Annotated in this window: 18 protein-coding genes; 3 read left to right on the plus strand and 15 right to left on the minus strand. The window is 48.0% G+C overall.

From position 1 onward, the window contains the following. Positions 1–6: 6 nt before the first annotated feature. The 6 genes from C3B52_RS22480 to C3B52_RS22505 all read right to left on the minus strand — a co-directional run bounded on the left by C3B52_RS22480 (position 7) and on the right by C3B52_RS22505 (position 4,911). A complete protein-coding gene (locus tag C3B52_RS22480; RefSeq protein ID WP_103108630.1) occupies positions 7–1,188 on the minus strand; it encodes a thiolase family protein in 1,182 nt (393 codons plus the stop codon). A gap of 27 nt (positions 1,189–1,215) precedes the next feature. Next, positions 1,216–1,956 (minus strand): amino acid ABC transporter ATP-binding protein, encoded by a 741-nt coding sequence (locus tag C3B52_RS22485; protein WP_103108631.1) that lies wholly within the window; start codon positions 1,954–1,956, stop codon positions 1,216–1,218. Between the two features lie 18 nt (positions 1,957–1,974). Beyond that, positions 1,975–2,640 carry an amino acid ABC transporter permease gene (locus C3B52_RS22490; RefSeq protein WP_103108632.1) on the minus strand — a complete coding sequence of 222 codons (666 nt, stop codon included), beginning with the start codon at positions 2,638–2,640 and terminating at the stop codon, positions 1,975–1,977. Between the two features lie 86 nt (positions 2,641–2,726). Continuing rightward, on the minus strand, positions 2,727–3,539 hold the full coding sequence (locus C3B52_RS22495; RefSeq protein ID WP_103108633.1) for a transporter substrate-binding domain-containing protein: 813 nt from the start codon (positions 3,537–3,539) through the stop codon (positions 2,727–2,729). A gap of 44 nt (positions 3,540–3,583) precedes the next feature. Then, the gene (locus C3B52_RS22500) at positions 3,584–4,246 is read right to left on the minus strand and encodes a 3-oxoacid CoA-transferase subunit B (protein ID WP_103108634.1); all 663 of its coding nucleotides are present in this window, start codon (positions 4,244–4,246) and stop codon (positions 3,584–3,586) included. Beyond that, the gene (locus C3B52_RS22505) at positions 4,246–4,911 is read right to left on the minus strand and encodes a CoA transferase subunit A (protein ID WP_103108635.1); all 666 of its coding nucleotides are present in this window, start codon (positions 4,909–4,911) and stop codon (positions 4,246–4,248) included. Before C3B52_RS22505 ends, C3B52_RS22500 begins: the two co-directional genes overlap by 1 nt. Before the next feature lie 285 nt (positions 4,912–5,196). Between C3B52_RS22505 and C3B52_RS22510 the strand changes: the two genes are divergently transcribed. After that, positions 5,197–6,624: a sigma-54 interaction domain-containing protein gene (locus tag C3B52_RS22510; protein ID WP_103108636.1), complete on the plus strand. Its 1,428-nt coding sequence runs from the start codon at positions 5,197–5,199 to the stop codon at positions 6,622–6,624. Between the two features lie 255 nt (positions 6,625–6,879). Here the strand turns inward: C3B52_RS22510 and C3B52_RS22515 are convergent, their stop codons facing one another. Then, the gene (locus C3B52_RS22515) at positions 6,880–7,284 is read right to left on the minus strand and encodes a hypothetical protein (RefSeq protein WP_103108637.1); all 405 of its coding nucleotides are present in this window, start codon (positions 7,282–7,284) and stop codon (positions 6,880–6,882) included. A gap of 52 nt (positions 7,285–7,336) precedes the next feature. Beyond that, a complete protein-coding gene (locus tag C3B52_RS22520; protein WP_103108638.1) occupies positions 7,337–8,179 on the minus strand; it encodes a deoxyribonuclease IV in 843 nt (280 codons plus the stop codon). A 296-nt stretch (positions 8,180–8,475) separates the two neighbouring features. Here C3B52_RS22520 and C3B52_RS22525 point away from each other — a divergent pair, with 296 nt between their 5' ends. Beyond that, positions 8,476–9,069 (plus strand): TetR/AcrR family transcriptional regulator, encoded by a 594-nt coding sequence (locus C3B52_RS22525; RefSeq protein ID WP_103108639.1) that lies wholly within the window; start codon positions 8,476–8,478, stop codon positions 9,067–9,069. Between the two features lie 62 nt (positions 9,070–9,131). After that, a complete protein-coding gene (locus C3B52_RS22530; protein WP_103108640.1) occupies positions 9,132–10,373 on the plus strand; it encodes an MFS transporter in 1,242 nt (413 codons plus the stop codon). A gap of 1 nt (position 10,374) precedes the next feature. Here the strand turns inward: C3B52_RS22530 and C3B52_RS22535 are convergent, their stop codons facing one another. From C3B52_RS22535 to C3B52_RS22565, 7 genes are all read right to left on the minus strand, one after another. Further along, entirely contained in the window at positions 10,375–11,244 is an 870-nt protein-coding gene (locus tag C3B52_RS22535) for a universal stress protein (protein ID WP_103108641.1), read from the minus strand. 153 nt (positions 11,245–11,397) lie between these two features. After that, positions 11,398–12,459, minus strand: coding sequence for an HD-GYP domain-containing protein (locus tag C3B52_RS22540; RefSeq protein ID WP_103108642.1), 1,062 nt, complete (start codon positions 12,457–12,459; stop codon positions 11,398–11,400). A gap of 139 nt (positions 12,460–12,598) precedes the next feature. Further along, positions 12,599–13,462 (minus strand): patatin-like phospholipase family protein, encoded by an 864-nt coding sequence (locus C3B52_RS22545; RefSeq protein ID WP_306418826.1) that lies wholly within the window; start codon positions 13,460–13,462, stop codon positions 12,599–12,601. 126 nt (positions 13,463–13,588) lie between these two features. Next, positions 13,589–13,900, minus strand: coding sequence for a hypothetical protein (locus C3B52_RS22550; protein ID WP_103108644.1), 312 nt, complete (start codon positions 13,898–13,900; stop codon positions 13,589–13,591). Between the two features lie 48 nt (positions 13,901–13,948). Then, entirely contained in the window at positions 13,949–15,508 is a 1,560-nt protein-coding gene (locus C3B52_RS22555; protein WP_235615830.1) for a solute symporter family protein, read from the minus strand. 90 nt (positions 15,509–15,598) lie between these two features. Beyond that, a complete protein-coding gene (locus C3B52_RS22560) occupies positions 15,599–17,125 on the minus strand; it encodes a solute symporter family protein (protein WP_103108645.1) in 1,527 nt (508 codons plus the stop codon). Continuing rightward, positions 17,125–17,472 (minus strand): DUF485 domain-containing protein, encoded by a 348-nt coding sequence (locus tag C3B52_RS22565; RefSeq protein ID WP_103108750.1) that lies wholly within the window; start codon positions 17,470–17,472, stop codon positions 17,125–17,127. Before C3B52_RS22565 ends, C3B52_RS22560 begins: the two co-directional genes overlap by 1 nt. Positions 17,473–17,567 lie beyond the last annotated feature (95 nt).

Genomic DNA, 17,567 nt, shown 5'->3' on the forward strand with positions numbered 1-17,567 from the left:
GATTAGCTAGAGTGTCAGGTTTTCATATATCACAGACATGCCCATTCCGCCTGCCATGCAAAGCGTCACCATGCCATACTTTTCTTGTCTACGAATCATTTCGTTGATCAGAGTCACGGTCAGTTTTGCGCCAGTCGCTCCAACCGGATGGCCCAATGCGATCGCGCCCCCATTTACATTCACTTTGCTCTCGTCCAGCTCCAGGCATTTGATCACAGACAGCGCTTGTGCCGCAAAAGCCTCGTTCAATTCGATAAGCCCAATTTCATCAAGTGTCAAGCCTGCCTTTTCCAGCGCTTTTTGCGTTGCTGGTACTGGCCCGATCCCCATTACCCCTGGTTCGACTCCTGCGCTGGCAAAGGCTTTTATTTTTACAAGCGGTGTCAAACCAGATTCGACTGCTTTTTCGCGAGACATCATCAAAACGGCAGCTGCACCATCGTTCATCGGACAGGCATTTCCTGCGGTAACGGTCCCCTCTTTTTGGAAAACGCTGCGCAGCTTGGCGAGCTCCTCCAGCTTGATATCCAGTCGTACCGATTCATCCTGATCAAAAACCCGAAGTCCTTTGCGCTCTTTGATTTCAATCGGCACTATCTCACTTGCAAACTTGCCAGCTTCGATAGCTGCCGCTGCCTTCTTGTGACTCTCGTAAGCGAAACGGTCCTGCTCTTCGCGAGAAATCCCGTACTGCGTGGCAAGCCTTTCTGCGGTAATGCCCATATGCTCTCCCTCAAGCGAGCAGATCAAGCCATCGGACAATAGCGCATCCTCCATAGTCAAATTACCAAACTTGCTCCCCCATCGATTCTTCACTAAATAGGGAACATTACTCATACTTTCCACGCCACCCGCGATCACTACGTCTTCCTGTCCCGCCGTAATCGCCAAAGCAGCGCTACCAATTGCTTTCAGCCCCGAACCGCAAGCCTTGATGACGATATGCCCATAAACATTACGAGGAAATCCGGCCAGCTGCGAGCTGATCCGTGCAGCGTTCAGTCCTCCCCCATGTACGTAGCCATTTCCAAAAATGACTTCATTGACTTCCTGTTTGGGGAAATCTGACTTCTTCATCAAGCCTTCCAAGACCTGACGTCCCAGCTCTGTTGCTGGAACATCTCGCAAACTTTTACCAAAGGCTCCAACCGCACTGCGCACTCCAGATACGATAACGACTTCTCTCATGCTATTGCTCCTCTTCATTTTGTTACTTTACAAAACCCGGTTCAAAAACTCTCTCGTCCGTTCTTCTTTCGGATTGTTAAAAATCTCCTGCGGCCGCGCCATCTCCACAATCCTGCCCTGATTCATAAACGCAACCCAATCAGCCACTTCTTTGGCGAATCCCATCTCATGCGTAACGATGATCATCGTCATCCCTTCCTGGGCAAGCTGCTTCATTGTCTCAAGCACTTCCCCTACCAGCTCCGGGTCAAGCGCTGACGTCGGCTCGTCGAACAGCATGATTTCTGGCTTCATCGCAAGCGACCTAGCGATTGCCACGCGTTGCTTCTGACCTCCAGAGAGGCTGGACGGATATACATTCGCCTTATCCGACAGACCTACCTTCTGCAACAGACGGAGCGCTTCCTGCTTTGTTTCCTCTTTGCCCGCCTTTTTTGCAATTAGAGGTGCCTCCATGATGTTTTCCAGAACAGTTTTGTGCGGAAACAGGTTGAAATGCTGAAATACCATGCCTACCTTTTGGCGAACCTTGGTCAAATCGTCTTTTTTCGGATCAATGCTTTTTCCTTCAATCAAAATTTCTCCACCGCTTTTGGTCTCCAAAAAATTGATGCATCGGATTAACGTGCTCTTACCCGATCCACTGGCTCCAATTAATACGACGACCTCACCCTTATTTACTTGCAAGGTAACATCCTTTAGAACCTCTACCTGACCAAAGCTCTTCTTCAGGTTTTGCACACGGATCATTTCTTGTTTGTTTTCCATCGTTTTCCCCCCAGCGCTTTACGCGTCTCCTTTTGCCAAACGCTTTTCCATCAGGTGGACAACATACGTAAATATCATGACAACCACCAGGTAATAAAAGGCTACGATCAAAAAATACGTCATTTCATCGAAGGTTTCCGCAGACAAGCGGCGTGCCAAGGAGAACAGCTCGTCCATCGCGATGAATGCTGCCAAAGACGATTCTTTCAGAGATAAAATAAACTGGTTGCCGAGTGGCGGAATGGACCGTTTCAACGCTTGTGGCAAGATGATACGACGCATGGTTTGGCGTGCGGACATCCCCAAAGACAGCCCTGCCTCCATTTGTCCTTTATCGATAGACTGGATCGATCCCCGGAAAATTTCTGCGATGTAAGCACCACTGTGAATCGCTAGAGCAAGGGCAGCCGACCAAAATTGACCGAGATCGATGATTTTATAAAAACCGAAGTAAAGAACAAAAATCTGAACAATAAGCGGAGTTCCACGGATGACCATGATATAAACGTTTGCGATAAATGCAGCCACCGGGAGCTTCGATACCTTCAAAAGAGCAACGAACAACCCAATAATCGATCCCACAATGACGGACGCGATCGTCAACTCGAACGTCAGTAGTAATGGCTTCCAAAAAAACGGCAATGTACGGAAAAACTCTTCAGTCAAATGTGCAATACTGGGCACTCGATGCCACCCCTCGCTTGTAATGGAATGTACCTGCCATACCATTGTGTAAAAGGTACGGCAGGTGGTATGTGGATTGAGACAAACTATTCGTTTTTGCTGATGTCACGATTGAAGTACTTTTCACTCAGCTTTACGTAGGTACCGTCTTCATGCATCTGCTTCAAGGCTTCGTTGATCTTGTTCAAAAGTTCTGTATTTCCTTTGCGCACAGCGATCCCATGCTGAACCTCGGATAGGGCTGCTCCGCTTTTCTTAATCTTCAGACCTTGTTGAATTGCAATTTCTCCGATGACACTATCTGTAATCACAACATCATGCTTTCCCTGTTCCAAGGCACGCAGAGCGGTTACATCACTGTCATACGTTTTAATGTTATCCGTATATTCGCGAGCCATCTTTTCATGAGTTGTACCCAGAGCAACAGCTACTTCCTTGCCTTTCAGCCCTTCCAGTGTGGAGATCGTACCGTCTGGACGTGTAAACAGCTGTCCGCCTGACAAATAATACGGGTCAGCGAAATCAATCTGCTGCTTCCGCTCTTCTGTAATCGCATGGCTGGCAATAGCTGCATCGTAGCGGCCTTCTTTTACCCCGGCGATAATTCCTGAAAAAGGCGAGGTCACTGCTTTCGGCTCAAGACCTAGGCGCTTGGCAATCTCATTGCCAATTTCGATATCGAATCCAGTCAATTGAGCGTCTTTGAAATAACTGAATGGCTGGTATTCACCGGATGCGGCATAAATGAACACTCCAGCCTCTTTTGTCATGGAAGAAGCTTCGCCAGATGGTCCAGCTGCTTGACCCCCATTGCTGCCAGGAGCAGCGCCTTGGCTACATCCAACCAGAAGTGACATGGAAAATACTACGCTTGCGATCGTTTTCATTGTTTTTTTCATTTTTATTAGCCCCCTTAATTTATTGATAGCGTTTTCTTATCTCGCTACTCGACCAGTTGTAAATTTTCTGAAATATTTAGAGTCGCTCCGGTATGCGAGATGACATTTTCCAAAGAGTACGGGTACATGACCTCCGTTAGCAGCAATCCATTCTGGGTGACTTCAATCACGGCCCTCTCCGTAATAATCAGATCGACACACCGTTTTGCTGTAAGCGGCAATGTGCATTCCTTGCGAATTTTTGGCTCGCCATTGGGGTCGACATGACTCATGAGTACAATGACTTTTTTCGCGTAATACGCCAGCTCAGCCCCGCCTCCGAAACCATGGACACGCGATCCGGGAACGATCCAGTTTGCCAGGTCGCCTTTGCGGTTTACCTGCAAGGCCCCGATGAAAGCTACATCGAGCTTCCTCCTGCGGATCATGCCATAAGCTATGGTACTATCGAAATAGGATGCCCCTGGCACAACGGTAACAGGCGCTCCACCTGCATTGGATATATGCTGGTCTTCTTCGCCCTTTAATGGAGTCGGACCAAGTCCGAGGATTCCGTTTACCGAATGAAACATCACTTGCCATTCATTCGGGATAAAATCTGCAACCAGCTCGGGAATCCCGATCCCTAGATTAACTGCCATTCCGGGAGCTATCTCTTTGGCTGCACGTCTCGCAACCATGTTTCGTTGATCTATTTTCAGACCCATTACGAGCTCCCTCCGCTGCGCGTCACGATCCAGTCCACAAAAATACCGGGCGTCACGATTTTCTCCGGGTCCAGATCTCCTACTGGAACGATTTCCTCCACCTCAGCAATCGTAATATCTGAAGCCATGGCTACCAGCGGATTCAGGTTTCTCGCCGTCTTGTCATAGATCAGATTTCCGTACGTGTCTGCTTGTTTCGCATAGACGATGCCTACCTCTGCTGTGATCGCCGGTTCAATCAGACAGGGCCTTCCTGCAAAGATGACTGGCTCTCCTCCTTCCGTCCTCTCTCCCCCCATGTTCGCATCTACAACGATTCCGGGAATACCAACTCCTCCCGCACGAATCTTTTCTGCGAGAATCCCTTGTGAATAAAATGTCACCTCGAGTTTCCCGTCGATCATTTGCTGACCGGCTTCGGGATTGGAGCCGATATGCGTAGTAATCAAGTGCTTCACCCGTCTGTGACTGATCAGTTTTCCGATTCCCACATGTGGATATCCGGCATCAATCCCAATGAGTGTCAAGCTGTGGATGCCCTTCTGCAAGATCGTATCAATCAGTAATGCGGGTGAACCAATGGTACCAAAGCCGCCATGCATCAGCCGGCTACCATCCAGTACATGTTCTACAGCTTGTTCGCGAGTCACCAGTTTTGACAACATAGCATGCAATTCCTTATCTCTCTTATTCTCCTGTAAATCGCTTACGTCTCTCCTAAACTAGCAAATCCTGTGCCAACTCGAAAAAAGCTGAAAAATGGCGAATGATGTGAAAGCGGTATCTTTTTGGATGAATCGAAGTAGATTCACTTTCGAATCGAAAATAGCGGAAAATGCATTCTTTTCGCGCGAATCTATTTCGACTCACTTCTTTTCAAAATCGATTCACTATACAATAGGTTGTAACATCCTGTACAATCAGTTGAAAAATGGGGGGAGCTTCTCAAGATGGAGAAAGATGCGGAGATACTAGCTTTGTCCTCGGTCGTTCGTTTCATCGATATTCTCAATGCACTCGCAGACGGTATTTTCATTTCCGATGCACAAGGAACCACGCTTTGGCTGAACAATGCGAGTGAGAACCTGTGCGGCATACCAAAGTCAGAGATCATTGGGAAAAATGTATCTGAGCTAGAAGAAATGGGAATCTTCAATCCTTCTGTCACGCGCCTGGTTCTGGAATCAGGGAAGCCAACTACAACCATTCAATTGGTCAATAAAAAGGGAAAGTTTCTGGTGACCGGGCATATTATCCCCGATGAGGATGGGAGGCCTGAGTTGATCATCGCCCATTCCCGAGACATCACGGAGGCTGCCCGCGCCAGCTCGCAATTGGAAGAAACAGTCGCATTGCTGAAGCGCTACAGTGAAGAGATCCAGCTCATGAAGTGGGAGGCGAGCCAGAGCTCTTCCCAAACCTTGATCGGCAACAGCCGGTCCTACCTCGCCCTTTTAGAATTGATGAAAAAAGCTGCGCCCATCGACACCACCATCTTGATTAGAGGGGAAACGGGTGTAGGAAAAAGCTATCTTGCGGAACAAATTCACCAGCTGAGCGAGCGTAGCAACGGACCTTTCATCCATGTCAACTGTAGCGCCATTCCCGAAACCTTGATCGAGTCTGAGCTGTTCGGCTATCACAAAGGGGCGTTTACGGGGGCCAGTCATTCGGGGAAAATTGGCTTGGTGAAAATGGCGGATAAAGGGACACTGTTCTTGGACGAAATTAGTGAGCTGCCCTACCACTTGCAGTCCAAATTACTCTTGCTCCTGCAAAATAAAACGTTTATGCCCATCGGCGGCACCAAAACCTATACGGCTGACATTCGAATCATCACTGCCACCAATGCCAATCTGCAGGAATTGGTACGGTTGGGTAAATTCAGACACGACCTGTACTATCGCCTTAATATTTTGCCCATCCATGTACCACCATTGCGCGAACGAAAAGATGATGTATTCCCCTTGCTGCACCACAATCTGCAGAAATTCAATCGCAAGCATAATCAGAAAAGGCGGTTTACCTCGGAAGTGCTGGATGTATTGCATCAGTACGATTGGCCGGGGAATGTCCGAGAGCTGGAAAATTTGGTGGAGCGCATCGTCATTACGTCCAAGCTTGATGAAATTCAGGTCACTGATTTGCCAGAAGAGCTGCGCAGCATACGCGAGCTAGAAGAAGGACTTCTCACGCTAGGCTCTCTCTCCCTGACCGAGCGGATGGAAAAAATCGAGGTAGAATTTATCATGCAAGCCTTGTGCACCCATAAAACTACCCGAAAAACAGCCTCTGCCCTCGGCATCACCCAGTCGCTTTTAATGCGTAGAATCAAAAAGTATGAGCTCCAGCTGGATATTGAGGACGAAATCCTCTAACAAAGAGCAGTCAGGCGACCAAAAGCCGATACTTCCCTTTTATCGAGGAAGTACCGGCTTTTTATTTGATTGATTGACCTTATTTCTCAGGCTCCTGCTGTGCAAACGCTTGAAGCATCCCTCTAATCTGTTCAACCATTGGTGCCGGAGCTTACTTTGGAGAACCTGTATCGAATGGCTTATAAAAGTCTGTGCTGTGAAAGAAAAAAGAACGATCTGTGTCGATCGCTCTGTCCCCTCACTTGCTCTATTGACTTACCCTTCGATTTCTGCCTTTTTCTTTTTTCCAAACCATGTGCTTGCTACCATTTCAACAACCTGCTTTGGCAATGACTGCGGCGCTTGTACTTCATTCCCGCTCGCATCGACACTGCGGTACAAAAGAGCTTTGTCATCTGCAGGGTCTGACTTCGTTTGCAGCGTGAGTTCACCGATTTGTCCAGCATTCGTCCACTCTTCAATCATCAGCTGATATTCGCCTGGAGCAAGCTCAATATAGTCTTCCTCCGTGACATCAACAATAGCATAACCGTCATGCTCAATTTCCGCATCGTATATATTCCCGTTGGCTGCCTCGTACAAAGCCACTTCCTCCGGGTTGTTCAAGTTTTCCTTAAGCGGAGCAAAATCCGCGATTGTCACCTTAACTCGTTTTGTCATAGGTACTCCTCCCATTGTTCACCACATCAACTCACACTGTACCACAACTGGGTCAACCCTGCCAATTGTCTGCCAACTCGCGCACATGCCGGATTTCCTCTGCGTGACTGTCTTCACCCGTTTTGGGCGTCTCCAGTACAACGGGCAAGCCATGTAATTCTGGTGTCTGCAAAAAAGTCGCAAATGCCTCATCACCGATCATGCCCTTGCCAATCTGCGCATGGCGATCACGAAAGGAGCTCGTCTGGTAAACCGAATCGTTTAGATGCACCGCACACAAGCTGGAGAAATAATCAAGCTCACGCATTTTACCCGCGTCTTTCCCCCAATTACTCCCATTCCATAATCCGCTGGCAAAGCCGTGACATGTATCCAGGCAAAAGCCTACTTTGTGCGGCTCGGCAAACAGCTCCCGCACCTGTGTCAGCTCTTCAAGAGTCGTCCCCATGCGACTTCCCTGTCCGGCATTGTTTTCAATGAGCAGCTTGGCCCTGCCTCCCCAGCCATCGAGAATTTCATTAACCATCTGGATCATCAGCTTATAACCCTCAAGCACATCCGAGCCTTTATGATGACCAAAATGAACGACCACGCCGATTGCCCCGCAAGCTTCCGCGATAGCTAGATCATTACGTACAGACTCTTTTGTTATCTGTGCCAGCTCTGGATCTATTGTACAAAGGTTAACAGGATACGCTGTATGGGCAATCGACAGTAGGCCCTTTTCCGCACAGTACAAGCGACATGCTTCTGCATCCCGTTCATCGTATATTTTTACTCCCAGGCTGCGCGGATTTTTCGGAAAGAACTGAAAGGCCCGCGCTCCAAGTCTGTACGCGGTTTTCGCTGCCTCGACATATCCGTTGCGGATACTTACATGACATCCAATCTGCATCGCTCTCTCCCTTTCCATTCTTCCTTCCAGTTTCCCCACAGGCACAATTTCTCAATCGGACGGGGGAATGACACTTGCACTTTTTCACACAATCCATTAGACTAAACTTAAACCGAACGTTCAGTCTATAAGGAAAGCTCTATCGAGGCTTTCTCAAGGAGGAGCGACCGCGTTTTAGCGGAAAGTTTCACCGAAGTAATGCCGGGAGCGAACGCTAAGGTACCTTGCCATGCGCTCCAGAATTCATAAGCGTCGCGCTTATGAATTCTTATACGTTAAAAAGGAGTATGCTTACCATGTCCAAACGCCGCCTTGACGGAGAGAAAACGAAGCTGCATATCGCCGAAAAAGCTACCGAGTTATTTTCCCAAAAAGGCTATTCCGCAACCTCGATTGAAGACATTTGCCAGGCAACCGGAGCCAGCAAGGGAAGCCTCTACTACCATTTCAAAAACAAGGAGCAATTGTTCCTGTTCTTATTAGAAAAGCAGTATCAGGAGTTTGCCTGGCTGTGGGAGCAAAAGGAGAAGGAGTATTCAACTTCGATTGAAAAGCTGTATGGGCTTGGAGCTTTTATCATTGACGATTTTTTGTCCCATCCTTTAAAAAGAGCTGGCGAAGAGTTCTCCGGCAGCCAATTAGCCGACCCGGCCATCATGGATCAGGTCATGGAGATTCTCGGCTCCACTTACACTTTGTATATCGCCCTTTTCCAAGAGGGTATGGAAAACGGCGAGTTTGCTAAAGGTGACCCTGCTGAGCTCGCTATGATCTACGAGGGACTGTTAAACGGACTGATAAGCGTCGGCTTGCAGTTCGATGAGGAGCGTCTGCATTCACTGATGAAGCGAGGAATTGATGTCATGCTGCATGGTATTGTTGCCAGGTAGCTTTTTTTTCAAATCTAATTAGACCGAGCGTTCGGTTTAAATTAAAAGGAGTGTATTGATTCATGAAAGAATTATGGGGAAACCGAATCTTTTTAACTGTTTTTATTACGGATACGCTGGAGAACATCGGGGTCTGGATTCGAAATATGGCTCTGCTGTACTATGTCATGGAAATCAGTGGCAACAATCCAGTCGCCGTTTCCCTTTTGACTGCGATCGAGCTTGTTCCGATCTTGCTCTTTTCCATCATCGGCGGGGCTTTGGCTGACAGGTGGAATCCGAAGCGAACGATGATCACAGGGAACCTGCTTAGCGCTTTATCCGTTTTCGTGATTGTCTTCTTGCTGTGGAAAGGATTTTGGATTGCGGTCTTTTTTGCCACCTTTATCTCCGCGATCGTCTCTCAATTTTCCCAGCCTTCCTCAGCTAAATTGATGAAACGTCACATCCCTGAGGAGCATGTCGGTGTTGCTGTGTCGATCGCTCAAAGCATGAGTGCGATCTTTCTGTTAGCTGGTCCTATTATCGGCAGCTTCTTTTACGAGCAGATGGGCATATACCCATCACTCATCACCATGGCAGTGCTGTTTCTTGTCTCCACGCTTATCTTACAAACACTACCTTCATCTGAAGCGACACCAAGAGAAGAGCATGGCTCGCTATTTTCCGATATCAAAGCGGGTATTACTTATGTGAAAAAAAATCCTTCGTTAAAAGGAATCGCCATTTCCTTTGCCTGCCTAGGTCTTGGCTCGGGATTGATTAATCCACTTGAAGTATTTGTAGTTACAGACCGACTGTTGCTGCCCAAAGAATCGATCCAATGGTTCGTTGCCTTGGAAGGACTCGGAATGCTGCTCGGTGGCATATTGGCATCTGCCTTCCACAAGCAATTGAATGGTCGCTATATCGTCACTGGCGGATTGATCTTTTTTGCCCTTTCTGTTGTGGTCGAAGCACTCTCGGTATGGGTGTACGTAACTGCGACGATGCGCTTTTTCACGGGTGTCGGCATGGCCTTTTTGGAAATCGTCATCGGAATGCGCATGATCAAGCTCGTGGATGAAGCCTTTGTCGGTCGGGTAAATGGAACGATCATGCCGCTTTTGGTCGGGCTGATGATGACAGGCTCTTTCCTGGCAGGACCGCTCATGCAAGCGACCTCACTCATCAGCGTTTTCGTAATCGCTGGCTGCATTGTCCTATTCGCAGCGTGGAGAAGCTCACGAGTGAAATGGGATGCGACCCCAGTAGAGCAAAAAACAACTGCCCGCAATACGGACAGTTGTACGTTTCAAGCGTAAATCATGAAGTTTTGACAATTAACAACGGTGTTTGGGTGCGATGAATGGTTTTAAACGTTACGCTTCCGAGTAACGTACCTGCGATTCCACCCAAGCCGTGGTGTCCCAGAACAATCAGGTCGATCTCCTCTTCCTTCGCAGTCTCCCTGATCATAGTAGCCGGATCGCCGATCAGTACTTTGCTTTCGAATGGAATCTGCTCAGCTTCAAACAGCTCTTCGTATGGGCGAATCGTCTCGCGTCCCCAGTCTTCGAGTGTTCCAGTATCTTCCCAGCCTACGCCGTATACACCAGCGTATGCCACAGGAGGTGTAACTACTGTCAGCAGAGTAAAGGAGATTCCCTCTATTTCCTTGCTCATGTCGATTGCTTTTTTTGCAGCTTCTTTAGCATGCTCGGAGCCGTCTACAGTGACCAGCACTTTTTTCCATGGGAAGCGGCTCGCATCGGTTTCCTCCGAAATCAAAAAGACAGGAATCTGTACATCGTGAATGGTTGGATAGCTGACACTTTGCAGCAGGAAGCCTGTCATTCGGCCATATCCATGCGTACCCATTACGATTGCGGCATGATCTTCTTTTGCATGCTTGGCGATAACTTCATGCGGCTCGCCGAACTCGATTTCCAGCTTGTAAGGCACTTGGGCTTCTTCCACGATGGTCAGAAACTTTTTCAAATCTTCTCGCGCTTCATCCAATTGAAAATCCTCAACGCTTTTTTGTCCCAGCTTGCGGACCACATTTCGAGATGGAAACGGGGGAATTGCATGCAGCAAGGTCAATTCATGCTTATCTTTAGCATAGGCCAGCGCGAAGCGGACCGCTTGAATAGACTGCGCAGAAAAATCAATAGGGACTAGAATTCGGGACATACAAACACGTCCTTTCCTCTTTTCATCATGGCAAGGCTGTCATTGACCCTTCAACCTTTTGCCTACCCCCATAGTAGCCCAAGTCTACCATTTTGTATGTAGGGGAAAACCCTGATGTTGGAAGAAAAAAAACCTGATTCCTCTTCGCATCCTTCATTCCATTACACCAGTAATAAATATCGTCGTTTCTTCACCGAGATCAATATCATTGATTTCATGATCATCTGATATTCGCTTATTAGCAGACTGCTCACGCTTGATGACACGAACGACAGGACGTGAAGGCAAGCCGCGATTTTGGTCAATGACGATACCTATCTCACCGGTGCTCAGCTTGAGAGATGTTCCTGTCGGATACAAAGCAATTGAACGCAAGAAGTGAATGACCATTTTAAGGTCAAAGCGCTTTTCGGCCAGGCCCATTACCCTTTCACACGCCTCGTACGCCGGGATCGTATCTTCTTCCTCTGAAAATGGCGAAATCAGATTGTCATAGTAGTTGCAGATCGCCACGATCTTGGCAAAATCATGGATTTCATCACCGGAAAGTCCGCGCGGCACTCCGCTTCCATTTACCCATTCATGATGCTGCAATGGAATATGCGCTGACACGACACTCATCTCGTGCTTCTTTCGGAGAATGTGAAAACCAAGCCACGTATGGTGGTTGTCCATGCTGTTCTTCTTGTAGGCCGGAGCCTCCTTGTCCACAGACAGCTTGCCGATGTCGTGCAAAATAGCCCCAATCGCCAGCTCCTTTAGCTGACTCGTGTTATACCCTAAACCGACTCCCATCACGGTAGCCATCATGCATACGTTCAAGGAATGTATGTAGAGCGCGTTGTCATTCGTCCTGATTTCCCCAAGATTCAGTAAGACTCGTCTGTTGCGCAGTGTTTCCTCTACAATATTGCCAACGGATTTCTGAATCCCTCTTACATCGAGATGCTTTCCAGACTGGACGCACGATATCGCACCGGATAAATTGCGGATCGCGTCTTTTCGAGTCGCTTCTGTAATGACTTCTTCCTCTTTGACCTCATCGAGAAATGGGTCCTTGATGCTAAGCATATTTACACCGAAGCGGCGCAATTTATTAATCATTCCAACAGTCAGCTGGACACCTGTATGCAGTAGCGTCAAGCCCTCACTCGTATAAATGCTGCGTGCCAATACATCGCCTGGCTCTACCTGTTCTATGCTCACATATTTCATGAGGCCCTTCCTCCTGAATCTATCTCCCCTGTTGTTATTTCCCCATCTCAGCACTTAAAAAACATCTTTCTAAGCTACAAATAAAAAAGCACCCTTTTGACAGGTGCTTCATGATTATGGCACTCATTGCTTGATACACTCACCCATCCCCGTTCTTATTCAGCCACGATTGCAGACTTGCATAGCTGGATCTTGCATCCTCGTAGCCTTGATTGTAGTATTGGTGCAGCTTTTCCTTGCGTCTTTCAAATCCACGAATAAAAGTTCCTTCAGGAGGGGCGATGACGAATGCTTTCCCTTCTCGTTGTAATTGTCGGATTTGCTGAACCGTCTCTAGGAAAACGCGAAAGTGTCTAACCAAAGCCTGCTGAAGCTGGTTGCAACTGTTGAAAAACCGCTCCATCCGCCATAGATTGCGCACGATCCAGCCAGGGGCACTCGACGAAGTCAAGATAATAATATTGCGCTGGTTTCCATCGAGCATCGACTTTTGAACCGGGACCGGATGGGCGATGCCTCCGTCCCACAGCTCGCGCCCGTTGATGACGACTTTGGCTGAAACAAAGGGCAGACTGCAGGAAGCCCGAATGACATGGAAGAGATTATCGAAATCTTCTCTCCCGAAATAAACAGCTTCTCCAGTCGCACAGTCAGTTGCCACCACGACAAACTGTTCCGTAGCCTGATGAAAGCGATCAAAAGCAAATGGCTCGAGCTTGTGTGGAATCTCATCAAAAATAAAATCCATTCCGAATATCGGCTTTTTACTGAGTAGGTTGGCGAGATTAAAATATCTGGGATCATGAATGTACTTGGTATGCATGATTTTCCCCAGCCCATGCTGTCTTGACAAATAGGCGGCACCGTTGCAGGCTCCTGCTGACACAGCGATGACATACGGGACGTACAGATTCTGCTCCATAAAATAATCCAAAACTCCAGCGGTATAAATTCCTCTCATCCCTCCGCCTTGTAAAACAAGACCGACTTTTTCCATACCCATCACCTGTTTAGTTGTGGTTATGGCTAGTATGAGTGGATGGAGCTTGCTTCATGCGATTGGATAACCAGCAATTGAACCCAGCACCAATAAAACATAAAAAAACGACCCTGCCATGGGGTCGCCGATTTACTCTTCCTTTTTCATCACACTGTACAGATCTCGGACCATGGATACATCCTCGCTCTGCTGGGTAAGCTCCAGCTTATGCAGAATATCTGATAATACCGATGCAAAAATCAAGGTCAACTCACCAGTATTGACCGGCGTTCGAAAATAATGCCCGATCATTTCATAGCCCTTTCGCGTATATGATTCCGTATCCTCCTCATCCAGTGCCTCACATAGCTCTGAAATCAAATCATTGAGTGCTATGCGCGTCACCTCATACACATCAGGCTGCTCACTCGCTACTGAATCCGTCTCTTTTTTTACACCCAACTGCTTCCCCTCCTTCCTCTTACGTAGGGTGGAGCAGGAGGTGATTCTTTATGCACCCCGATCTGCCTGCTGGCTCTGAGGAGGCTTTATACCAGTCAATGCCTGGAACAGTACACGTTCATATTGCTCTTCTGCTCCTTGCGCTGGACGATCAAGAAGTGTCCCGATCACTGCCCCCAGAAAGCCGAGTGGTATGGAAACAAGACCGGGGTTTGCCAGTGGAAAAATAGGTTCCCTGAGAATCGGTCCGTTATGTGGGTCCATCACGGTCGGACCTAGCATTACCAAAACCACGGATGCGACCAGACCTGTCAATACGCCACTAATCGCCCCGCGTAACGTGAAGCGTCGCCAATATAGCGTGAAGAGTATCAGTGGCAAATTGGCTGAAGCCGCGACAGCAAAAGTGAGGCCAACGAGACTTGCCACATTCATTTTTTCTGCACTGATGGCCAGCCAAATCGAAATGACACCGACTGCAACTGAGGAAAACTTGGCGATCATGACCTGTTCCTTTTCGGAAGCCATTCCCCTGCGGATCAGATGACTGTATACATCATGGGCAAATGCAGACGAGGCAGACAGTACCAGCCCAGTGACCACTGCAAGAATCGTGGCGAAAGCAACCGCTGCTATGTAAGCCATCAAAAATTCTCCGCCCAAGGCATCTGCCAGTAGTGTTACCGTCAAATTTCCTCCAAAGCCAACACCCTTCAAAGCTTCGTATCCCACGAAAGCACTTGCCCCAAAGCCCAAAAATACCGTCATCAAATAAAAAGCACCGATCACCCACGTAGCTGTATAAATCGAATAGCGCGTCGTCACCGCGTCCTTTACTGTAAAAAGGCGTGAAATGATATGGGGGAGTCCAGCTGTTCCCAAAATTAAAGCCAGATTGAGTGAGATGGTTTCCAATGGATGATTAAGCTGATTGCCAGGCTGTAAAAACTGTTCCTTCAAAGGCGTTATCGTGCTGACGTGCATAAACATCTCCGAAAAATTCCAATGAAAGCGCGAAAAAACGATGAGACTGAGCACGAGTGTACCAGTCAGCAGCAGGATGGCCTTGATGATTTGCACCCACGAGGTGGCGACCATTCCCCCAAACACGACGTAAAAAGTCATCAAGCTGCCGACTAGCATCACCGCTGTATCGTATTCGATACCGAGCAAGTAATAGATCAGCGCCCCAGCTCCAACCAGCTGTGCCAGCATGTAAAAAATCGTAATCAATAAAGTAGTTAAAGCCACTACACCACGTAGCCATGGGCTGTCAAATCGAACGGCGATAGCATCCGCCAATGTATAGCGCCCCAGATTATGCAGCGGCTCAGCAACTAGAAACAAAATGATCAGGTAGGATACGAAAAAGCCGATCGCGTAGACAAACCCGTCGAAGCCGTAGACTGCGATTGTTCCGGCAATCCCTAAAAATGAAGCAGCACTCATATAGTCCCCAGCGATCGCTATCCCGTTTTGCAGCCCTGTCAAACGATTGCCCGCCGCATAAAAATCTCTGGTCGTGCCCGTTTGCTTGGCAGCAGAATACGTAATCGCCATCGTTCCAATAATGACGGCTAGGAAAAAAATGATCGTCGTCAAAGGCAGCACTTCCTCCTCACAGACAAACAGCAAAAAAGAAGCTGAGGGTTCGCCCCAGCCTCCTTCATTGGCATGCGTTTCCTTGTGATACTTGTTCTACGCCGATTCTTTCATTCCTGTATTCGCTTTCACCAAAATTTCATCGTACTTGGTATCGTTGCGAGTGGTGGATAGCATCGTTCCAATCCACGCTGCCAAAAATCCGAGAGGGATAGAAACGATCCCTGGATTCGGCAATGGGAAGAGCGCTTCACCGACCAATATCGCTTTACCTGCAACCGGGTTCCAGACGTTCGGGCTCAAGGCAACCAAAATCAAGGAGCTGAACAGTCCTACCAGCATACCGCTAACAGCACCTGTCGTATTAAATCGTCTCCAGAAAATCGTGAACAGAATTACTGGCAAATTGGCGCTCGCTGCAACCGCAAAAGCAAGAGCAACGAGGAATGCCACATTCAAGCTTTGTGCAAACAGCGCGAGCAAAATCGAAATGACCGATACGCCTACCGATGCCCATTTTGCCATCTTCATTTGCTCTTTCTCTGTTGCCTTACCGTGGCGAATGACATGACCATAAAAATCATGTGCGAACGCAGAGGCAGCCGTTAGTACTAAGCCAGCCACTACTGCCAAAATTGTAGCAAATGCGACCGCTGACACAAAAGCAAACAAGAAGTTTCCGCCCAAAGCTTGAGCCAGCAGTGGAGCCCCCAGATTCCCTGCTGCATCCATATTGCCCGCTCCTACAAACGCTGCTGCCCCAAATCCGAGGAACACGGTCATCACGTAAAACAAGCCGATAATCCAAGTCGCATAGACTACCGATTTGCGTGCTGTTGTGGCGTCCTTTACAGTGAAAAAACGGATGAGGATATGCGGCAGACCAGCCGTCCCAAGGACAAGCGCCATATTCAGCGAGATCGTATCCAGCCCTACCTTGAACTTGTTGCCCGGATTTAAAAATTGCTCCCCTAATGGCGTTGCCGTTTTCATTTGGGCGAACATATTCATCAAATTGTAATCAAATTTTGCAAAAACCATCAAAGAAATGATAAAGGTACCGATCATTAACAATACCGCTTTGACAATTTGCACCCACGAGGTAGCCGTCATGCCGCCAAAAACGACGTACACGGTCATCAGTGCGCCTACAATCAATACGGAGGTCGTGTAGTCAATCCCCAGAAGCAGTTTGATCAGGGCTCCAGCACCCACTAACTGTGCAATCATGTAAAAAATGGAAATCGCAATCGAATTGAGCGCCGCAACACCACGTACCTGCTTATTGTCAAAACGTGCTGCGATCATGTCCGCCATCGTGTATTTACCGAGGTTGCGCAACGGCTCCGCCACTAAATAAAGAACCACCAAATACGCTACCAAAAATCCGATGCTGTAAAAAAATCCGTCGAATCCACTTAAAGCAATCATACCTGCAATTCCTAAAAAGGACGCTGCAGACATATAGTCCCCAGCAATCGCCAGCCCGTTTTGCCAGCCCGTCAAGCCCCCGCCAGCCGTGTAGAATTCACTGGTCGTATTCGTTTTTTTAGAAGCGTAATACGTAATCACCAGCGTCAGCAGCACAATACCCAGAAAGAGCAAAAATGCGGTTACATTCATTAGCCTCTGCCTCCTGTCTCCTGTTTGATCTTTTCAACGAGCTGATCAAACTGTTCCGCACGCTTGGTGTAGAGGATACAAAGCCCCCACGTCATGATGAATTGGGCAAAAGCAAAGACCCATGCCCACGTGATCGCTCCAAAGGCGGGCTGATTCAATACCGTGAAGTAGGAGGTCAGGATGGGAAGAGTAAAGTAAAACACGAAGAAAAAGATAGATGACGGCAAGATGAAAGCTCTTTTTTTCCTCAAAAGCTCCTTGAATGTTTCCGACTGGATCACCGCTTCATAGTAGTTGCTCGTTTTTTGCTGCCCATCGCCTTTGTGCGCTGAGGCTGACTTGCCCATTGGAATCTCCTCCTCTTCAACAATCATTTGTAAGCGCTTCCTTCATTGTAGAGAATTTGATCGTTCCATGGCGTTTTTGCGCGCAAGATGTTCAG

This window comes from Brevibacillus reuszeri (assembly GCF_002897295.1).
Classification (GTDB): Bacteria; Bacillota; Bacilli; order Brevibacillales; family Brevibacillaceae; genus Brevibacillus; species Brevibacillus reuszeri_A.

Coding starts and splice junctions, on each gene's coding strand:
- C3B52_RS22480 (WP_103108630.1), bottom strand. CDS start 1,188: ATGAGAGAAGTCGTTATCGTATCTGGAGTGCGCAGTGCGGTTGGAGCC.
- C3B52_RS22485 (WP_103108631.1), bottom strand. CDS start 1,956: ATGGAAAACAAACAAGAAATGATCCGTGTGCAAAACCTGAAGAAGAGC.
- C3B52_RS22495 (WP_103108633.1), bottom strand. CDS start 3,539: ATGAAAAAAACAATGAAAACGATCGCAAGCGTAGTATTTTCCATGTCA.
- C3B52_RS22500 (WP_103108634.1), bottom strand. CDS start 4,246: ATGGGTCTGAAAATAGATCAACGAAACATGGTTGCGAGACGTGCAGCC.
- C3B52_RS22505 (WP_103108635.1), bottom strand. CDS start 4,911: ATGTTGTCAAAACTGGTGACTCGCGAACAAGCTGTAGAACATGTACTG.
- C3B52_RS22510 (WP_103108636.1), top strand. CDS start 5,197: ATGGAGAAAGATGCGGAGATACTAGCTTTGTCCTCGGTCGTTCGTTTC.
- C3B52_RS22515 (WP_103108637.1), bottom strand. CDS start 7,284: ATGACAAAACGAGTTAAGGTGACAATCGCGGATTTTGCTCCGCTTAAG.
- C3B52_RS22520 (WP_103108638.1), bottom strand. CDS start 8,179: ATGCAGATTGGATGTCATGTAAGTATCCGCAACGGATATGTCGAGGCA.
- C3B52_RS22525 (WP_103108639.1), top strand. CDS start 8,476: ATGTCCAAACGCCGCCTTGACGGAGAGAAAACGAAGCTGCATATCGCC.
- C3B52_RS22530 (WP_103108640.1), top strand. CDS start 9,132: ATGAAAGAATTATGGGGAAACCGAATCTTTTTAACTGTTTTTATTACG.
- C3B52_RS22535 (WP_103108641.1), bottom strand. CDS start 11,244: ATGTCCCGAATTCTAGTCCCTATTGATTTTTCTGCGCAGTCTATTCAA.
- C3B52_RS22540 (WP_103108642.1), bottom strand. CDS start 12,459: ATGAAATATGTGAGCATAGAACAGGTAGAGCCAGGCGATGTATTGGCA.
- C3B52_RS22545 (WP_306418826.1), bottom strand. CDS start 13,462: ATGGGTATGGAAAAAGTCGGTCTTGTTTTACAAGGCGGAGGGATGAGA.
- C3B52_RS22560 (WP_103108645.1), bottom strand. CDS start 17,125: ATGAATGTAACCGCATTTTTGCTCTTTCTGGGTATTGTGCTGCTGACG.
- C3B52_RS22565 (WP_103108750.1), bottom strand. CDS start 17,472: ATGGGCAAGTCAGCCTCAGCGCACAAAGGCGATGGGCAGCAAAAAACG.